The following is a 15,032-nucleotide window of genomic DNA, read 5'->3' on the forward strand; positions in this document are numbered from 1 at the left end:
GCGCATGCGTCAATGCTTTTGTGAAATTTTCCTAAGACGATGCCGATGCCAGCGCGGCGGCCACGATTGCCGGTGATTTCATCCAGCTGAAATGGTCGGCGCGCGCGCCCAGTTCGTTACCGCACATGATCCGCAGCGTCGCCGGTGCGGCCGGCATCTTGGACAGCAGGTGGCGCATGGAGCCGGCGGGGGCGAGCCAGTCGGCATCGAACAGCAGCGCATGCACCGGCAGCGCGAGCGCCTGCATCGCCGCTTCCAGGTCGACCGACAGGCCCGTCGCGGCATAACGGCCGCTGAGGCCGACGCGGGCCCAGTCGCGGATCAGGCCGCGTGCCTCGGTGCCGCCGAAACCGAGCCTGCGCCCTGGCAGTGCGCCGCGCCGTTGTGCGAGCCATGGCAGGAAGCGGTAGGCCAGCGGCAGCAGCCAGCGTCGGGGTGCGGGAAAACCATGCCACCACGGAGTACCGCTGGCGACCAGCCAGAGCGCGGCGAACGCACCCGGATGCAGGCCCGCATGGCAACACGCGAGTTGCCCGCCCAGGCTGTGCCCGCCCAGCCGCAGCGGGACGCCGGGCACCGCCATGCGGGCGGCTGCTTCGGCAGCGGGGATGTCGTGCAGCAGCAGTTCGCGGTAGCCCCAGTCGGTGTTCCGGTCGGCGCGCAGGCTGCTGCTGCCGTTGCCGCGCCATTCGTGGACGAACACGGCGACGCCGCGCGCCGCCAGTGCGTCGGCCAGCGGCAGGTAATGGCGGGCGGCCACACCGAGCGCGGGCAGCCACAGCACGGCCGCCCCGGGCCGGGGCGGTACATGGGCGAGCAGTTCGAAGCGATGTCCGTCCGCCGCGGTGACGTCGAGCGTGATGTGGGCGTTCATGCCGGGCCGGCCGCGCCGAAATGATCCAGCACCATGACCTCGCCGCGACCGGGCTGGTAACCGCCGCGCAGGCCGCGCGCCACATAGTCGATGGCGGCCTCGCAGGCGTTGGGCAGGGACAGCCCGCGGCACAGCTGCGCGGCGATGGCCGAGGCCAGCGTGCAGCCGGTGCCATGCGCATCCACCGGCAGGCGGACGTGGCTGAACTCCTCGCCGGTGACGCCATCGAAGTAGCGGTCGATCACGCGCGGGCCTTCGTCCAGATGCCCGCCCTTGAGCAGCACGGCCCCGGCGCCCAGGCCGAGCAACGCGGCGGCGGCATCCTCGGCTTCGGCGGCGCGGGTGATGGGGCGTTCGAGCAGCAACTCGGCCTCGGGCGTGTTCGGCGTGAGCAGCGTGGCCAGTGGCAGCAGGCGCCCGCGCAGCGCCTGCAGGGCACTGGCTTCCAGCAACCGGGCGCCGCTGGTGGCGACCATCACCGGGTCCAGCACGACCTGTGGCGGGCGATGTTTTTCCAGGACATCGGCGACCAGGTGGATCACCTCGGCGTTGGCGAGCATGCCGAGCTTGACCGCATGGATGTCGAAGTCGTCGAAGCAGGCGTCGAGCTGCGCCTGCAGGAATTCCAGCGGGGGCACATGCACGGCGGTAACGCCGCGGGTGTTCTGCGCGGTCAGCGCGGCGATGGCCGACAGGCCATGCACGCGGTGCGCGGCGAAGGCCTTGAGGTCGGCCTGGATGCCGGCGCCGCCACCGGAATCAGAACCGGCGATGGTGAGGGCGGAAACGGGGGTGGAAGGCGTCATGCCCGGATTGTGCAGTGTTTCGCCTGCCGCTGCCGTCAGGGCGCGGTGTACAGGCGTCGCGACAGCCGGTAGACGATGTAGGTGGCGCCGGTACAGCCGGTCAGCAGCGCTGGCGCGAGCAGGGCGTCATAGCCGAAACGCTGGAACAGCCACGCGCCGATGACGCCGCCGGCGAGGAAGCCGCCGATGATCAGGCCACTGAGCGTCAGCCGCCGTACCTGCAGCGGCAGCCCGCGCAGCAGATGGCCCAGGCCGATGCCCAGGTCGGTGAACATGCCGCTGAGGTGGGTGGTGCGCACCACTGCGCCGCTGAAGGTGGTGACCATGGCGTTCTGCAGGCCGCAGGCCATGGCCGCGGCCAATGCGCCCCAGATCTGCTGCTGCTTGAACAGCGGGATCGCCGCCAGCAGCAACAACGACTCGAGGGTCAGCACCACGCCGTAGCGCCGGCCCAGCCGCAGCGCGCCGTCCTGCACGATGAGCCCGCTCAGCATCGCGCCCAGCGAGAACGCGATCAGCATGCCCCACAGGTGCGCGACGCTGCGCCAGTCGCGCTGCACCAGCGCCATGCCGAGCTGGCTGGTGGTGCCGGTGAGATGGCTGACGGCCTGGTGCTCGAAACCGAGGAAGCCGACCACGTTGACCATGCCGGCCACGCAGGACAGCGCGATCGCGCCGATCCACACCCAACGGGGAAGCTGTATGCCCATGTCGCGGACAGTATCGCCGATCGGTCAGAAGCCGCCGTTGGTCGCGATGCCGGAGAAGGTGCCGGCCTGCGGGTCGTACACCGCGCCCCAGAACGCGGAGCCGCCGTCGCAGACCCGTACCGCTTCGCGCGCCGGGTTGGTCTTGTCGTGGTCGGGCAGGGTGAAGGCATTGATGTAGATCAGCTGCCGGCCCTGCGCGATGAAGCCCACGTACTGGCGTCCGGACTGCGCCGGTTCGGCGATGGTGGGCTGCAACTGCTGCAGCCGGCTTTCCAGCGCGTCGATCTGCGCGCGGCTGGGGGCCCAGTAACCGCTGACGCCATCGGCATGCCGGGCCGGACTGTCGCGCGAACAGGTGTCGAGCACCTGGGCAGCGACGATCGGGCGCGTGACCACCCACGACTGCCCGGCCTTGATCGCCGTCGGCACGCTGCCGGGGCGGGTGTTGGCCGGCGTGCAGGCCGTCAGCGCGAGGGCGCCGGCGGCCAGCAGGGCGAGGGCGTGGTGCGTTCTCACAGGACCTCCGACGCGTAATCGGCCAGCCGTGAGCGCTCGCCGCGGCGCAGGGTGATGTGCGCGCTGTGCGGCCAGTTCTTGAAACGGTCCACGGCGTAGGTCAGGCCCGAGGTGGTTTCGGTCAGGTAGGGCGTGTCGATCTGCTCGACGTTGCCCAGGCAGACGATCTTGGTGCCGGGACCGGCGCGGGTGATCAGGGTCTTCATCTGTTTCGGGGTGAGGTTCTGCGCCTCGTCCAGGATCAGGTAGCGCGACAGGAAGGTGCGCCCGCGCATGAAATTCAGCGAGCGGATCTTGATGCGCGAGGCGAGCAGGTCGTTGGTGGCCGCGCGGCCCCAGGCGCCGCCTTCCTGGTTGTGGGTGAGTACTTCCAGGTTGTCGGTGAGCGCGCCCATCCACGGCGTCATCTTCTCTTCCTCGGTGCCGGGCAGGAAGCCGATGTCCTCGCCGACGCTGACCGTGGCGCGGGTCATGATGATCTCGCGGTAGCGCTGGGTATCCATGGTCTGCGCCAGGCCGGCGGCCAGCGCCAGCAGGGTCTTGCCGGTGCCGGCGGTGCCGAGCAGGGTGACGAAATCGATCTCCGGGTCCATCAGCGCGTTGAGCGCGAAATTCTGCTCGCGGTTGCGCGCGGTGATGCCCCATACCGAATGCGCGCCGTGGCGGAAATCGTCGACCAGTGTCAGGGTGACGCGGCCGTCGGCCTCCACCTTGGCGACCTTCAGCTCGACCTCGTCCTCGCCCGGCAGGTAGACGTACTGGTTCGGGAACCACTGCTCGTCGTCGGTGGTGCGCACCTCGTAGCTGGTGCGGCCCTTGTCGCTCCAGCTGCGCAGGTCGCCGGAATGCTTCTTCCAGAAATCCTCGGGCAGGGGCGTGGCGCCGGTGTACAGCAGGCTGAAGTCGTCCAGCGCGCGGTCGTTCTCGTAGTCCTCCGAATCGATGCCGGCGATGGCCGCCTTGATGCGCAGGTTGATGTCCTTGGAGACGAACACCACCGGCACGTCGGGCGTCTGCTCCTTGAGCGCAAGGATCGCGCCGAGGATGGCGTTGTCCGGGATCACCGCGCCGAAGCTCTTGCCGGCCTCGAAATGGCTGGTCTGGAAATACAGGTGGCCGGCGCTGCGCGCGCCGCGCAGCTGCAGCCCATGCGGCAGCACCAGCGGGACGCCCCTGGCGATGCCGCCGATGCCGGAGGCTTCGATCAGTTCATTGAGGAAACGGCTGACCTGGCGCGCGTTGCGGCTGGCCTCGGAGGTGCCCTTCTTGCCGTTGTCCAGTTCCTCGATCACCTGCATCGGCAGGTAGACGTCGTGCTCCTCGAATTTGAACAGCGCGGTCGGATCGTGCATCAGCACGTTGGTATCCAGCACGTAGATGCGCTTGCCTCGGGTCATCGTCGATTCCTGGTTACGGGCAGGGAAAAACCGCCACGGCCTGCGGGGCAGGTGCGCGGCGGACGAGGTGGGCGATGGGGTTCACTTGGACTGGGCGGCCTTCAGCGCGTCGAGCACGGCATCGGCATGGCCGGCGACCTTGACCTTGCGCCATTCCTGCACCAGCGTGCCGTCGGGCGAGACAAGGAAGGTGCTGCGCTCGATGCCGCGCACCTGCTTGCCGTACATGTTCTTCATGCGGATCACGTCGAAGGCGTTGCACAGCGCCTCGTCGGCATCGCTGATGAGCGGGAACCTGAAACCCTGCTTTGCGCAGAAGTTGTCGTGCGACTTCACCGAATCGCGCGAGACGCCCATCACTACCGCGCCGGCGCGCTTGAACTTCGGCAGCAGGGCGTTGAAGTCGATGCCCTCGGTGGTGCAGCCCGGGGTGCTGTCCTTCGGATAGAAGTAGAGCACCAGCCAGTGGCCGGCCTGCGCGGCGAGGGTGGTGGTGTCGCCGCCGGACAGCGCCAGCGGCAGGTCGAGGGTGGTGCGGTCCAGGGTATCGCCGATGTTCATCAGATCCTTTCCGGAGCCTGGGGTATTTCGATTGCAGTTACATGAAACGCCGCACGCCCGTGACGGGCGCGCGAATACTCAGAATTTCATCGGATCCATGATCGCGTCCAGGTTGAGGTGGTCGCAGAACTCGAGGAAATCGTCGCGCAGGGCGGCGATGTGCATGTTGGCCGGCACGCCGATGGTGATCTGTGCGGAGAACATCTCCGCACCGGTCTGCATGGCCTGGTAGCGGGTACTCTGCAGGTTCTCGATGGTGATGCCCTGGCGGTCGAAGAAATCGGCCAGCTGGAACAGGATGCCGGGCTTGTCCGCGGCGATCACCTCGACGATGTAGGGCAGCAGGTTGGACTGGGCCTGCTTGGCGGCGGTGCGGTACCACACCAGCTTCAGGCCTTCCTCGCGCTCCAGCCGGGTCAGCATCGCCTCGAGCTTGGCCACCGAATCCCACGAACCGGTGGCCAGCGTGGTGACCGAGACGTCGCGACCCACCGTGGACAGCCGCGCATCGACCAGGTTGCAGCCGCTGTCGGCGATACGGCGGGTGACGGACAGCAGGGGGGACTCCGGATGCGTCGTGTAGGCGTTGATCAGGAGGTGGTTTTCGGTCGGCTGCGGCCGCGGGGTGCTGTTGGTCAAGGTGGTTCCGGGATGCTCTGTGAGTCTGAACGGCGCCGGCGCTGGCACGTTCGCTGGCACCCAGCATACTTGCCCGTGCTTTCGACCGGCAAGTAACATGCCCCCGGTCACGAACCCGCCTCCAGGCGGGATTCCCAGCCCCCACGAAGAACGGCGTTTTCCTTGTCCATTTCCGGCCTCATCACCGCCCTGGCGACGCCTTTCCTTGCCGATGGCGCGCTCGATACCGAGGGTTGGCAGCGCCTGCTGGCGCTGCAGGTGGCCGGCGGCGCGCAGGGCGTGGTGGTAGCCGGCTCCACCGGCGAGGCGGAGATGCTGTCCGCGGCCGAGTGCGACGCCCTGCTGTGCGCGGCCGTGGACCTCATCGGCGGCCGCATGCCGGTGCTGGCGGGCACCGGGCAGTCCGGTACCGCGAAAACCATCGAGGCGACCCGCCGCGCCGCGCGCAATGGCGCCACCCATGCGCTGGTCGTCACGCCGCCTTATGTGCGCCCGACCCAGGAAGGGCTGCGCCAGCATTATCTGGCCGTGGCCGACCAGGGTGGCCTGCCGGTGGTGCTGTACAACGTGCCTGGCCGCACCGGCTGCGACATGCTGCCGGAAACCGTGGCCGGACTGGCCTCGCACCCGAACATCGTCGGCATCAAGGAAGCAGTCGGCGACATGGCGCGCATGAAGGCGCTGCTGGCGCTGCGCGGCGATGGCTTCGCCATCCTTGGCGGCGACGATGCCAGTGCCGCGCGCTCGATGCTGGCTGGCGCCGATGGGATGGTGTCGGTCGGGTCCAATGTCCTGCCCGGCACTTTCCGTACCCTGTGCGACCTGGCCCGTGCCGGCAACCACGCCGCCGCCGAGGCCTGGGACGCGCGCTTGCAGCCTTACCACGATTTCTTCACCCTCGAGTCCAATCCGATCCCGGTCAAGGCGCTGCTGCAGCGTCTGGGCATCGGCCATGGACTGCGCCTGCCGCTGTTGCCGCTTTCCGCCTCGCATCATGCCGCCGCCGACCATCTGGCGGCCGACGTGGGCGCGCTGGAAGAACTATCCAGCCACTGAACTTGCAGTGGCCAGAACCAGGAGATCCACCATGCGTCATTCCCGTTCCGCCGTACGCGCACTTTCGCTGGCATTGCTCGCCATCGCCACCACCGTCACCGCGACCGGCTGCTTCCATCGCGGCGCGCGTGGGGACTATGCACTGGCGCCGGAAATGCGTCCGCTCGAAGTACCGCCGGATCTGAACCTGCCCAACACCGCCGGTGCGTCGCAGGTGCCGGCGCTGGCGTCTGCCGCGCGTCCGGCCCAGGCCGCAGCGGCCCAGCCCGCGCAGGGCGGCTTCACCGTCAAGGGCAGCCGCGACGAGGTGTTCGGCAAGGTCGGCGATGCGCTCGCCACCGTCGAGGGTGTGACCATCGCCAGCCGCGCGCAGCTGCTGGGCTCGTACGACGTGGCCTACGAAGGCAGCAACTTCCTGGTGCGCGTGGTCGGCGTCGAGGCCGGTGCCTATGTGTCGGCGGTCGATCCGCGTGGCCTGCCGGCCACCGATCCGGCGGCGATCAAGCTGCTCGGGGCATTGAAGGCCAAGCTGGCGCAGTAAGCGCTGGCATCGCGGCCCGTGGCGGTGTCCGCCACGGGCGCGGTTGTCCACGGCGGGCTGCATCGCCGGCGACAGGAACACCGGAAACAAAAAGGGCGCCGATGGCGCCCTTTTTCATGTGGCCCGCCGGGCGGGTCAGCGTTCCAGCAGCTTGAGCTTGTCCGGCTTGCCGTCCCATTCGGCGGCATCGGCCGGTGGGTCCTTGCGCACGGTCAGCACCGGCCAGGCCTTGGCCAGTTCGGCGTTCAGTGCGACGAAGCCTTCCTGCCCCGCGGGCACGTCGTCCTCGGGGTAGATGGCGTTGACCGGGCATTCCGGCTCGCACAGGGTGCAGTCGATGCATTCGTCCGGGTCGATCACCAGGAAGTTGGGGCCTTCATGGAAGCAGTCCACGGGGCAGACTTCGACGCAGTCGGTGTGTTTGCACTTGATGCAGTTTTCGGTGACGACAAAGGGCATGGCGGGGTCCGGCGTTGAACCCCGCAATTCTAGTTCAGTAAGCGGAAGATGGGCGCAGGCATTCTCATTCCGCGCATGGATGGCGCAGGGGAGTGCCGGACGTTGGCCGGCAGCCGCACGATGCGGGGTCGGTGAGGTTGGAGGCCTGCGGCCGGCACTACGGGCAGGTGGGCAGGCAGACTTTTTTCGGCGCCGCCTCTGGTGGCCCAAGGGAAGGCCGGCAGGATTGCGGACAACAAAAAAACCGCCGGGAGCGGTTTTTGACATCGCTTGTCGATGGTCCGAAGGGGTGCCGCCAGGGATGACGGCAACAAAAAACCCCGCGCATGGCGGGGTTTTTTGATTTCGCGGACGGAGTTGGCGCTCCCTAGGGGACTCGAACCCCTGTTTTAGCCTTGAGAGGGCCACGTCCTAACCACTAGACGAAGGGAGCGTTTGGTCGCGTCCGGCGAGCGCGCTAGTATATGCACCTGTTTGCCGCTCGGCAACCCTGCAACCCCAACCGGAATCGCCACCATCAATTCCACAGTTACAACGCCGTTCACCCTGCGCGTCATCCCGCGCGACCAGCACACCATTTCGCGCAAGGACGTCAGCCCGAACGCACTGCGTGTGCTCTACCGCCTGCGCGAGGCCGGGTTCGGTGCCTATCTGGTCGGTGGCGCGGTCCGCGACCTGCTGGTGGGGGGGCGACCCAAGGATTTCGACGTGGCCACCGATGCCACGCCGGAGCAGGTCAAGCAGCTGTTCCGCAACTGTCGGCTGATCGGCCGCCGCTTCCGCCTGGCGCACGTGGTGTTCGGCCGCGAGATCATCGAGGTCGCCACCTTCCGCGCCAACAGTGACGACGGCAGTGGCGACCGCGAGGTCGAGAACGGCATGCTGGTGCGCGACAACGTCTACGGCAGCATCGAGGACGACGCGGTACGCCGCGATTTCACCTGCAACGCGCTTTATTACGCCATCGAGGACTTCTCGGTGCGCGACTACGTCGGTGGCTTCGAGGACGTGCTGGCGCGGCGCATGAAGCTGATCGGCGATCCCGAGCAGCGCTACCGCGAGGACCCGGTGCGCATGCTGCGCGCGGTGCGCCTGGCGGCCAAGCTCGATTTCGAGATCGAGGCGGCCACCGCCGCGCCGATCGCGCGCCTGGCCAGCCTGCTGGAAGAGGCCGCGCCGGCACGGCTGTTCGAGGAAGTGCTCAAGCTGTTCCTGTCCGGCCACGGCGTGGCGAGCTTCGAGGGATTGGAGCGCCATGGCCTGCTGGCGGCGCTGTTCCCGGAGAGCGCGGCTGCGCTGAAGAGCAACCGCAGCGGCGCGCTGCGTCGCTTCGTGGTCGAGGGGTTGCGCAGCACCGACGAGCGCGTGGCCAACGACGAGCCGGTGTCGCCGGCCTTCCTGTTCGCACTGCTGCTGTGGCCGGCGTTCTGCCGCGCCCTGATCGCGCTGCAGCGGCAGGGGCTGGCGCCGGAAGAAGCGCAGCGCCGCGCCGCCGACCGGGTCACCCTGCACCAGCTCACCACCATCGCCCTGCCGCGCCGGTTCTCGCTGCCGATGCAGGAGATCTGGCTGCTGCAGTCGCGTTTCGCCTCGCGCCAGCGCAAGCGCGTGTTCCGTACCTTGACCCACCCGCGCTTCCGCGCCGCGTTCGATTTCCTGGTGCTGCGCCAGGCTGCGTCCAGCGAGCATGCGGCCGACATCGAGTTCTGGCGCGAAGCGCAGCAGCAGTCCGGGCGTGAACTGGAATCGGCGTTGGATTCGCTGCATGTCGAAGGCATTGCCGAAGAGGGTGCTCCCAAGCGCCGTCGCCGTCGCCGCCGTCGCAGCAGCGGCGCCGCAGCGGGCGAGTAAGCCGCATGGTCATGGCGTGCGTCGGGCTGGGCGCCAACCTCGGCGACGCGCCGGCGACCGTGCGTGCGGCGATACAGGCGCTGGCGGCGTTGCCTGGTTGCCGGCTGCTCGCCGCCTCGCGGCTGTACCGCACGCCGGCGTGGGGCAATGAAGACCAGCCGGATTTCATCAATGCCGCGGTGGCGCTGGAGACCGCGTTGCCGGCGCCAGCGCTGCTGGAGCGGCTGCTGGCCACCGAACAGGACTTCGGTCGCGTGCGCCTGCCGGGCGAACGCTGGGGGCCGCGCACCCTCGATCTGGACCTGCTGCTGTATGGCGGGCAGGTGATCGACCTGCCGCAGTTGAAGGTGCCGCACCCGCACCTGCACGAGCGCGCCTTCGCCCTGCTGCCGCTGGCCGAGGTGGCGCCGGATGCGTCGATTCCCGGCCATGGAACGGTGCGTGGCGCGCTGGCCGGCATCGAAACCTGCGGTATCGCGCCGATAGGGGGATAATGCGCGGCTCATCACCGATCGTTATCCCCACATGAGCACCCACGCAGACAGCAAGCCCTGGACCGTTCCGGCGCTGGCCGAGGCCAAGCGCAATGGCCAGAAACTGGTGATGTTGACCGCCTACGACGCGGGCTTCGCCCGTGCCTTCGACGCCAACGGGGTCGACCTGATCCTGATCGGCGACTCGCTGGGCATGGTGGTGCAGGGCCACGATTCGACGCTGCCAGTCACCGTGGCCGACATCGCCTACCACACCACCGCCGTGGCGCGCGTACTGCAGCGCGCCCTGCTGGTGGCAGACCTGCCGTTCGGCGCCGACGCCACGCCAGAACGCGCGTTCGAGGCTTCGCTGCAGCTGCTGCGCGCCGGCGCGGAGATGGTCAAGATCGAGGGTGCCGGTTTCAAGCTGGATGTGATCCGCTACCTGGTCGAGCGCGAGATCCCGGTGTGCTCGCACCTGGGCCTGACCCCGCAGTCGGTGCTGACCCTGGGCGGTTTCAAGGTACAGGGCCGGGGCGAGGCCGCCGAACGGCTGCGCGCCGATGCGCGTGCCGTGGCCGAGGCCGGTGCTGCGCTGCTGGTGCTCGAATGCGTGCCGTCGCCGCTGGCTGCGCAGGTCACCGCCGAGGTGGCGATCCCCACCATCGGCATCGGTGCCGGCGCCGGCTGCGACGGCCAGGTGCTGGTGATGCACGATTTCCTCGGCCTGGACAGCGGCCACCGCCGGCCCAAGTTCGTCAAGGATTTCCTTGCCGAAGGCGGTTCGGTGGCCGGCGCCGTCCGCGCCTACGCCGACGCGGTGCGCGCCGGTACCTTCCCCGACGCGGAGCATGCGTACGCATCATGATCGAGACCGTCACCGAACTTTCCCGGCTGCGCGCCATCGTCGGCGGCTGGAAGCGCGAAGGCCTGCGGGTGGGCTTCGTGCCGACCATGGGCAACCTGCACGCCGGCCATTATTCGCTGGTGACGCTGGCGCGGCAGCATGCCGACCGCGTGGTCTCCAGCGTGTTCGTAAACCCGACCCAGTTCGGCCCGAACGAGGATTTCACCCGCTATCCGCGCACGCCGGAGGCCGATACCAGCGGCCTGGAGCAGGCCGGCTGCGACGTGCTGTGGCTGCCCACGGTCGAATCCATGTATCCGTTCGGCGTCGAACTGGCCGCCAATGTCCACGTGCCGGGCGTGAGCGCGCTGCTTGAAGGCGCGCACCGGCCTGGCCATTTCGACGGCGTATGCACCGTGGTCTCGCGCCTGTTCAACCAGGTGCAGCCGGACATGGCCGCGTTCGGCCGCAAGGACTACCAGCAGCTGGCGGTGATCCGGCAGATGGTGGCCGACCTGGCATTCCCGATCGAGATCGTCGGTGGCGACATCGTGCGCGAGGACGACGGCCTGGCGATGAGTTCGCGCAACCAGTACCTCACCGCGGACACGCGCCCGCAGGCCGCGGTGATCCGCCGCGTGCTGCTGGGCATGCGCGAGGCCAGCCTGGCCGGCACCCCGCGGGCACAGGTCGAGGCGGAGGGCGCGGCGCGGCTGCAGGCGGCCGGGTTCCAGGTGGATTACGCGGTGGTGCGCCTGCCGGATCTGGGCGAGCCCGGCGACGGGACGGCCGGGGCCCGCGTGGCGCTGATCGCGGCCAAGCTGGGCAATACCCGCCTGATCGACAACATCGAGTTCTGAACCGGCAGCCGCCGGGACTTTTCCTGTCCCGGCCGATGTGGCCGGATGTCATGCGATGGCGCCTTCGTGGCGCCATTTTCATGTCCGGCCGGCCGGGCTGGACAGCCCATGTTGCAGTGCGGGCAAGGGCCCGCGCCGGTGCTAGACTGCGTGCTTTCTTCCGTAGTTTTCCGGCACCGCCATGCAACTTTCCCTGCTCAAGACCAAGATCCACCGCGCCACCGTCACCCATTCGGAGCTGAACTACGAAGGCTCCATCGCGATCGACGGCAACCTGCTGGAAGCCACCGGCATCCGCGAGTTCGAACAGGTGCACATCTGGGACGTGACCAATGGCGCGCGTTTCTCGACCTACGCCATCCGCGCCGAAGCCGGCAGCGGCGTGATCTCGCTCAACGGCGGCGCCGCGCGCCACGTGCAGGTCGGCGACGTGATCATCATCGCCGCCTTCGCCAGCATGAGCGAAGCCGAAGCCGACAGCTTCCAGCCCAGGCTGGTCTATGTCGACGGCAGCAATCGCATCACCCACACCAACCACTCCATCCCCACACAGGCCGCATGACCAAGCACAACGGATTGACCGCATTGCACGCCCACGCCCAGCGTCTGCAGGGCACGGGTATTCCCTCGCTGTTGGCCGCCGAGCCGGACCGGGTGAAAACCCTGGCGCTCAAGGTCGGTCCGTTGTACGTGAACTTCGCGCGGCAGAAATACGACCGCGCGGCCCTGCAGTCGCTGCTCGATCTGGCCGCCGCGTGCGATGTCGCCGGCGGCTTCGCGCGCCTGTTCGGCGGTGAGAGGATCAACATCACCGAAGACCGCGCCGTGCTGCACAGCGCACTGCGCGGCGATGCCAGCCCGAAGGCGTCGGCCGAACATGCCGAAGCGGTGGCCGTGCAGCAGCGCATGGGCGAACTGGTCAAGGCGCTGGAAGCCAGCAGCGTCACCGACATCGTCAGCGTCGGCATCGGCGGCTCCGACCTGGGCCCGCGCCTGGTGGCCGACGCGCTGCGCCCGGCCAGCGGTGCGCGTTTCCGCGTGCACTTCGTCTCCAACGTCGATGGCGCGGCGATGCAGCGCACGCTGGCCGCGCTGGACCCGGCGACCACCGCCGGCATCCTGATCTCCAAGACTTTCGGCACCCAGGAGACCCTGCTCAACGGCGCGATCCTGCGCGACTGGCTGGGCGGCAGCGAGCGCCTGTACGCGGTCAGCGCCAACCCGGAGCGCGCTGCCAAGGCGTTCGACATCGCCGCCGCGCGCGTGCTGCCGATGTGGGACTGGGTGGGCGGCCGCTACTCGCTGTGGTCGGCGGTGGGCTTCCCGATCGCGCTGGCGATCGGTTTCGAGCGCTTCGGCCAACTGCTGGCCGGCGCGGCGGAAATGGACGCGCACGCGGCCAGCGCGCCGCTGGAGCGCAACCTGCCGGTGCTGCATGCGCTGACCGATATCTGGAACCGCAATGCGCTCGGCTGCGCCACGCATGCGGTGATGACCTACGACCAGCGCCTGGCGCTGCTGCCGGCCTACCTGCAGCAACTGGTGATGGAAAGCCTGGGCAAGCGGGTCAAGCTCGACGGCAGCCCGGTCGATGCCGACACCGTGCCGGTGTGGTGGGGCGGGGTGGGCACCGACGTGCAGCACAGCTTCTTCCAGGCGCTGCACCAGGGCACCAGCATCGTGCCGGCCGATTTCATCGGCTGCGTGCATAACGATGATCCCTATACCGTCAACCACCAGGCGCTGCTGGCCAATCTGCTGGCGCAGACCGAGGCGCTGGCCAATGGCCAGGACAGCGACGATCCGCATCGCCAGTACCCGGGCGGCCGCCCGAGCACGCTGATCCTGCTCGACGCGCTGACCCCGCATGCGCTGGGCGCGCTGATCGCCATGTACGAGCACGCGGTCTACGTGCAGTCGCTGGTATGGGGCATCAATGCCTTCGACCAGTTCGGCGTCGAACTGGGCAAGCAGTTGGCCAACCAGCTGCTGCCGGCGCTGCAGGGCGGGGCGGTGGAAATCGCCGACCCGATGACGCGCGAGGCGCTGGCGCAGCTGCGCGGCTGATCCGCGCAGTACGGCAACGACGAACGCCGCGCAGCGATGCGCGGCGTTTTTTTATTCCCGCCATCCCTGGCGGGAACCCTTCGGGCCATCGGCGAACGATGTCAAAAACCGCTCCCGGCGGTTTTTTGTCCTGCAGCCGAACCCGCGGAGCTGCCCTGTAGAGCGGGGCATGCCCGCTGAGGCTCTACGGGAAATGCCCCGGTGCTCTACAAGGCGCCTGAGGGCACGTGGTCAATCGCCGGAACGTCGCGCCTCGCTCGGCGCGCGTCCGGTCCAGCGCTTGAACGCGCGGCGGAATTCGCGCGCGTCGTTGAAGCCCAGCCGGCCGCCGATGGCGACGATGGACAGCTTCGGATCGCGCAGCAGTTCCATCGCGCGCTTGGTGCGCACGCGGTCGTGGACCGCACTGAACGAGGTGCCCTCATCGGCCAGCTGCCGGCGCAGGGTGCGTTCGCTCAGGTGCAGCGCGGCGGCCATTTCGGCCATCTGCGGGTTTTCGCGCAGGCGCGTGCGCAGGTGGCTTTCCAGCGCGGCGGTGGTTTCCCCGCACGGCGGCTGCACGTCCATCTGCATGCGGCACAGGGTCATCACCTGGTTCGAGGTCGCCGGGTTGTAGCTGGCGAAGGGCAGTTCCAGCCAGCGCCGTTCGATCACCAGCGCGTGCCGCGGCTGGTCGAAACATATTTCGCAACCGAACAGGTCGCGGTAACGCTGCGCGTAGCGCGGCGCCGGATAGCCCAGCTCCAGGCGCCGCGGGTGGAAGCCGGCGCCGACCAGTTCGCGGACCAGCTGCAGCACGCTGGAGAACAGCTCCTCGCAGAGGAACGGCAGCAGGTCGCGCGCCTCGTCCGGCGCGGTGGCGACCGCGGCGACGCAGCCGTCGCCGTGCTCGGCCAGGGCGATGTCCATCAGCGCGCCGCTGTTGCGCTGGTAGGCCAGGCCGACCCGCACGGATTCGCCGAAGTCGGGAGCGGTCTTCATCGCCAAACCGAGCAGCCCGAAGTTGCCGAGGTTCTGCCGGTCGCCCAGTACCAGGCCAACGCCCTCGACCGACAGCGAGGGCAGGGCGCGGCGGATCACGGTGATCGCCTGCCGGTACGACATGCGCGTGTCGGGATTGCTGATTTCCTCGGGTTGCAGACGGGTTCCGGCAAACCAGCCGGTGCAGTCGATTCCCCGCTCGGCGGCGAACTGCATCAGGCCGCAGAGGATGTTGGTAGGCCGGTCGACGGCGGACAGGTCGTCGCCGATTGCGGTGTTCAAACGCATCCGAAGTCCTTCCGATTGTCCGTTTTGCCCCCCTTTGTATGCCGCTTATGCCCTTCGCGCAATGTATCCATACGCACCAGACTGCGGCGCAGACTTGGCGAGCACG

At 68.5% G+C, this 15,032-nt stretch carries 17 protein-coding genes and 1 tRNA gene; 8 read left to right on the top strand and 10 right to left on the bottom strand.

Features of this window, described 5'->3' with window-relative positions; translation table 11 throughout:
• Positions 1–31: 31 nt before the first annotated feature.
• The 7 genes from AC1DGW_RS05230 to AC1DGW_RS05260 form a co-directional block, all read right to left on the bottom strand.
• Complete coding sequence (locus tag AC1DGW_RS05230; RefSeq protein ID WP_478020187.1) at positions 32–874, bottom strand: alpha/beta hydrolase family protein; 843 nt, start codon at positions 872–874, stop codon at positions 32–34.
• On the bottom strand, positions 871–1,680 hold the full coding sequence (thiD, locus tag AC1DGW_RS05235) for a bifunctional hydroxymethylpyrimidine kinase/phosphomethylpyrimidine kinase (protein ID WP_478020189.1): 810 nt from the start codon (positions 1,678–1,680) through the stop codon (positions 871–873). Before thiD ends, AC1DGW_RS05230 begins: the two co-directional genes overlap by 4 nt.
• 35 nt (positions 1,681–1,715) lie before the next feature.
• On the bottom strand, positions 1,716–2,390 hold the full coding sequence (locus tag AC1DGW_RS05240) for a YoaK family protein (protein WP_478020191.1): 675 nt from the start codon (positions 2,388–2,390) through the stop codon (positions 1,716–1,718).
• A gap of 24 nt (positions 2,391–2,414) precedes the next feature.
• Positions 2,415–2,906 (bottom strand): hypothetical protein, encoded by a 492-nt coding sequence (locus AC1DGW_RS05245; protein WP_478020194.1) that lies wholly within the window; start codon positions 2,904–2,906, stop codon positions 2,415–2,417.
• Positions 2,903–4,303 carry a PhoH family protein gene (locus AC1DGW_RS05250; protein WP_478020198.1) on the bottom strand — a complete coding sequence of 467 codons (1,401 nt, stop codon included), beginning with the start codon at positions 4,301–4,303 and terminating at the stop codon, positions 2,903–2,905. The genes AC1DGW_RS05245 and AC1DGW_RS05250 overlap by 4 nt, the downstream gene beginning before the upstream one ends.
• An 81-nt stretch (positions 4,304–4,384) precedes the next feature.
• On the bottom strand, positions 4,385–4,864 hold the full coding sequence (locus AC1DGW_RS05255; protein ID WP_478020202.1) for a peroxiredoxin: 480 nt from the start codon (positions 4,862–4,864) through the stop codon (positions 4,385–4,387).
• Positions 4,865–4,942: 78 nt separating this feature from the next.
• Complete coding sequence (locus tag AC1DGW_RS05260) at positions 4,943–5,602, bottom strand: glycine cleavage system transcriptional repressor (protein ID WP_425477797.1); 660 nt, start codon at positions 5,600–5,602, stop codon at positions 4,943–4,945.
• Between the two features lie 63 nt (positions 5,603–5,665).
• Here AC1DGW_RS05260 and dapA point away from each other — a divergent pair, with 63 nt between their 5' ends.
• A complete protein-coding gene (gene dapA, locus AC1DGW_RS05265) occupies positions 5,666–6,559 on the top strand; it encodes a 4-hydroxy-tetrahydrodipicolinate synthase (RefSeq protein ID WP_478020204.1) in 894 nt (297 codons plus the stop codon).
• A 31-nt stretch (positions 6,560–6,590) separates the two neighbouring features.
• A complete protein-coding gene (locus tag AC1DGW_RS05270) occupies positions 6,591–7,100 on the top strand; it encodes a hypothetical protein (protein WP_478020206.1) in 510 nt (169 codons plus the stop codon).
• Between the two features lie 135 nt (positions 7,101–7,235).
• On the opposite strand, the gene fdxA is transcribed toward AC1DGW_RS05270, so the two are convergent.
• Both fdxA and AC1DGW_RS05280 read right to left on the bottom strand, forming a co-directional pair.
• Positions 7,236–7,559, bottom strand: a complete 324-nt coding sequence (fdxA, locus tag AC1DGW_RS05275; protein ID WP_153190166.1) for a ferredoxin FdxA — start codon at positions 7,557–7,559, stop codon at positions 7,236–7,238.
• A 358-nt stretch (positions 7,560–7,917) separates the two neighbouring features.
• Positions 7,918–7,992, bottom strand: a tRNA-Glu gene (locus tag AC1DGW_RS05280).
• Positions 7,993–8,033: 41 nt separating this feature from the next.
• On the opposite strand from AC1DGW_RS05280, the gene pcnB reads away from it, so the two are divergent.
• The 6 genes from pcnB to pgi all read left to right on the top strand — a co-directional run bounded on the left by pcnB (position 8,034) and on the right by pgi (position 13,657).
• Complete coding sequence (pcnB, locus tag AC1DGW_RS05285) at positions 8,034–9,410, top strand: polynucleotide adenylyltransferase PcnB (protein WP_478020674.1); 1,377 nt, start codon at positions 8,034–8,036, stop codon at positions 9,408–9,410.
• Between the two features lie 5 nt (positions 9,411–9,415).
• On the top strand, positions 9,416–9,904 hold the full coding sequence (folK, locus tag AC1DGW_RS05290; RefSeq protein ID WP_478020209.1) for a 2-amino-4-hydroxy-6-hydroxymethyldihydropteridine diphosphokinase: 489 nt from the start codon (positions 9,416–9,418) through the stop codon (positions 9,902–9,904).
• A 31-nt stretch (positions 9,905–9,935) separates the two neighbouring features.
• Positions 9,936–10,751, top strand: a complete 816-nt coding sequence (panB, locus tag AC1DGW_RS05295) for a 3-methyl-2-oxobutanoate hydroxymethyltransferase (RefSeq protein WP_478020211.1) — start codon at positions 9,936–9,938, stop codon at positions 10,749–10,751.
• A complete protein-coding gene (gene panC, locus AC1DGW_RS05300; protein ID WP_478020213.1) occupies positions 10,748–11,590 on the top strand; it encodes a pantoate--beta-alanine ligase in 843 nt (280 codons plus the stop codon). The genes panB and panC overlap by 4 nt, the downstream gene beginning before the upstream one ends.
• Before the next feature lie 181 nt (positions 11,591–11,771).
• The gene (panD, locus tag AC1DGW_RS05305; protein ID WP_478020215.1) at positions 11,772–12,152 is read left to right on the top strand and encodes an aspartate 1-decarboxylase; all 381 of its coding nucleotides are present in this window, start codon (positions 11,772–11,774) and stop codon (positions 12,150–12,152) included.
• Entirely contained in the window at positions 12,149–13,657 is a 1,509-nt protein-coding gene (gene pgi, locus AC1DGW_RS05310) for a glucose-6-phosphate isomerase (RefSeq protein WP_478020217.1), read from the top strand. Before panD ends, pgi begins: the two co-directional genes overlap by 4 nt.
• Positions 13,658–13,888: 231 nt before the next feature.
• Here pgi and AC1DGW_RS05315 read toward each other — a convergent pair whose 3' ends face one another.
• Positions 13,889–14,926, bottom strand: coding sequence for an AraC family transcriptional regulator (locus AC1DGW_RS05315; RefSeq protein ID WP_478020227.1), 1,038 nt, complete (start codon positions 14,924–14,926; stop codon positions 13,889–13,891).
• Between the last annotated feature and the right edge of the window lie 106 nt (positions 14,927–15,032).

The organism is Stenotrophomonas sp. 05N423 (assembly GCF_056397145.1).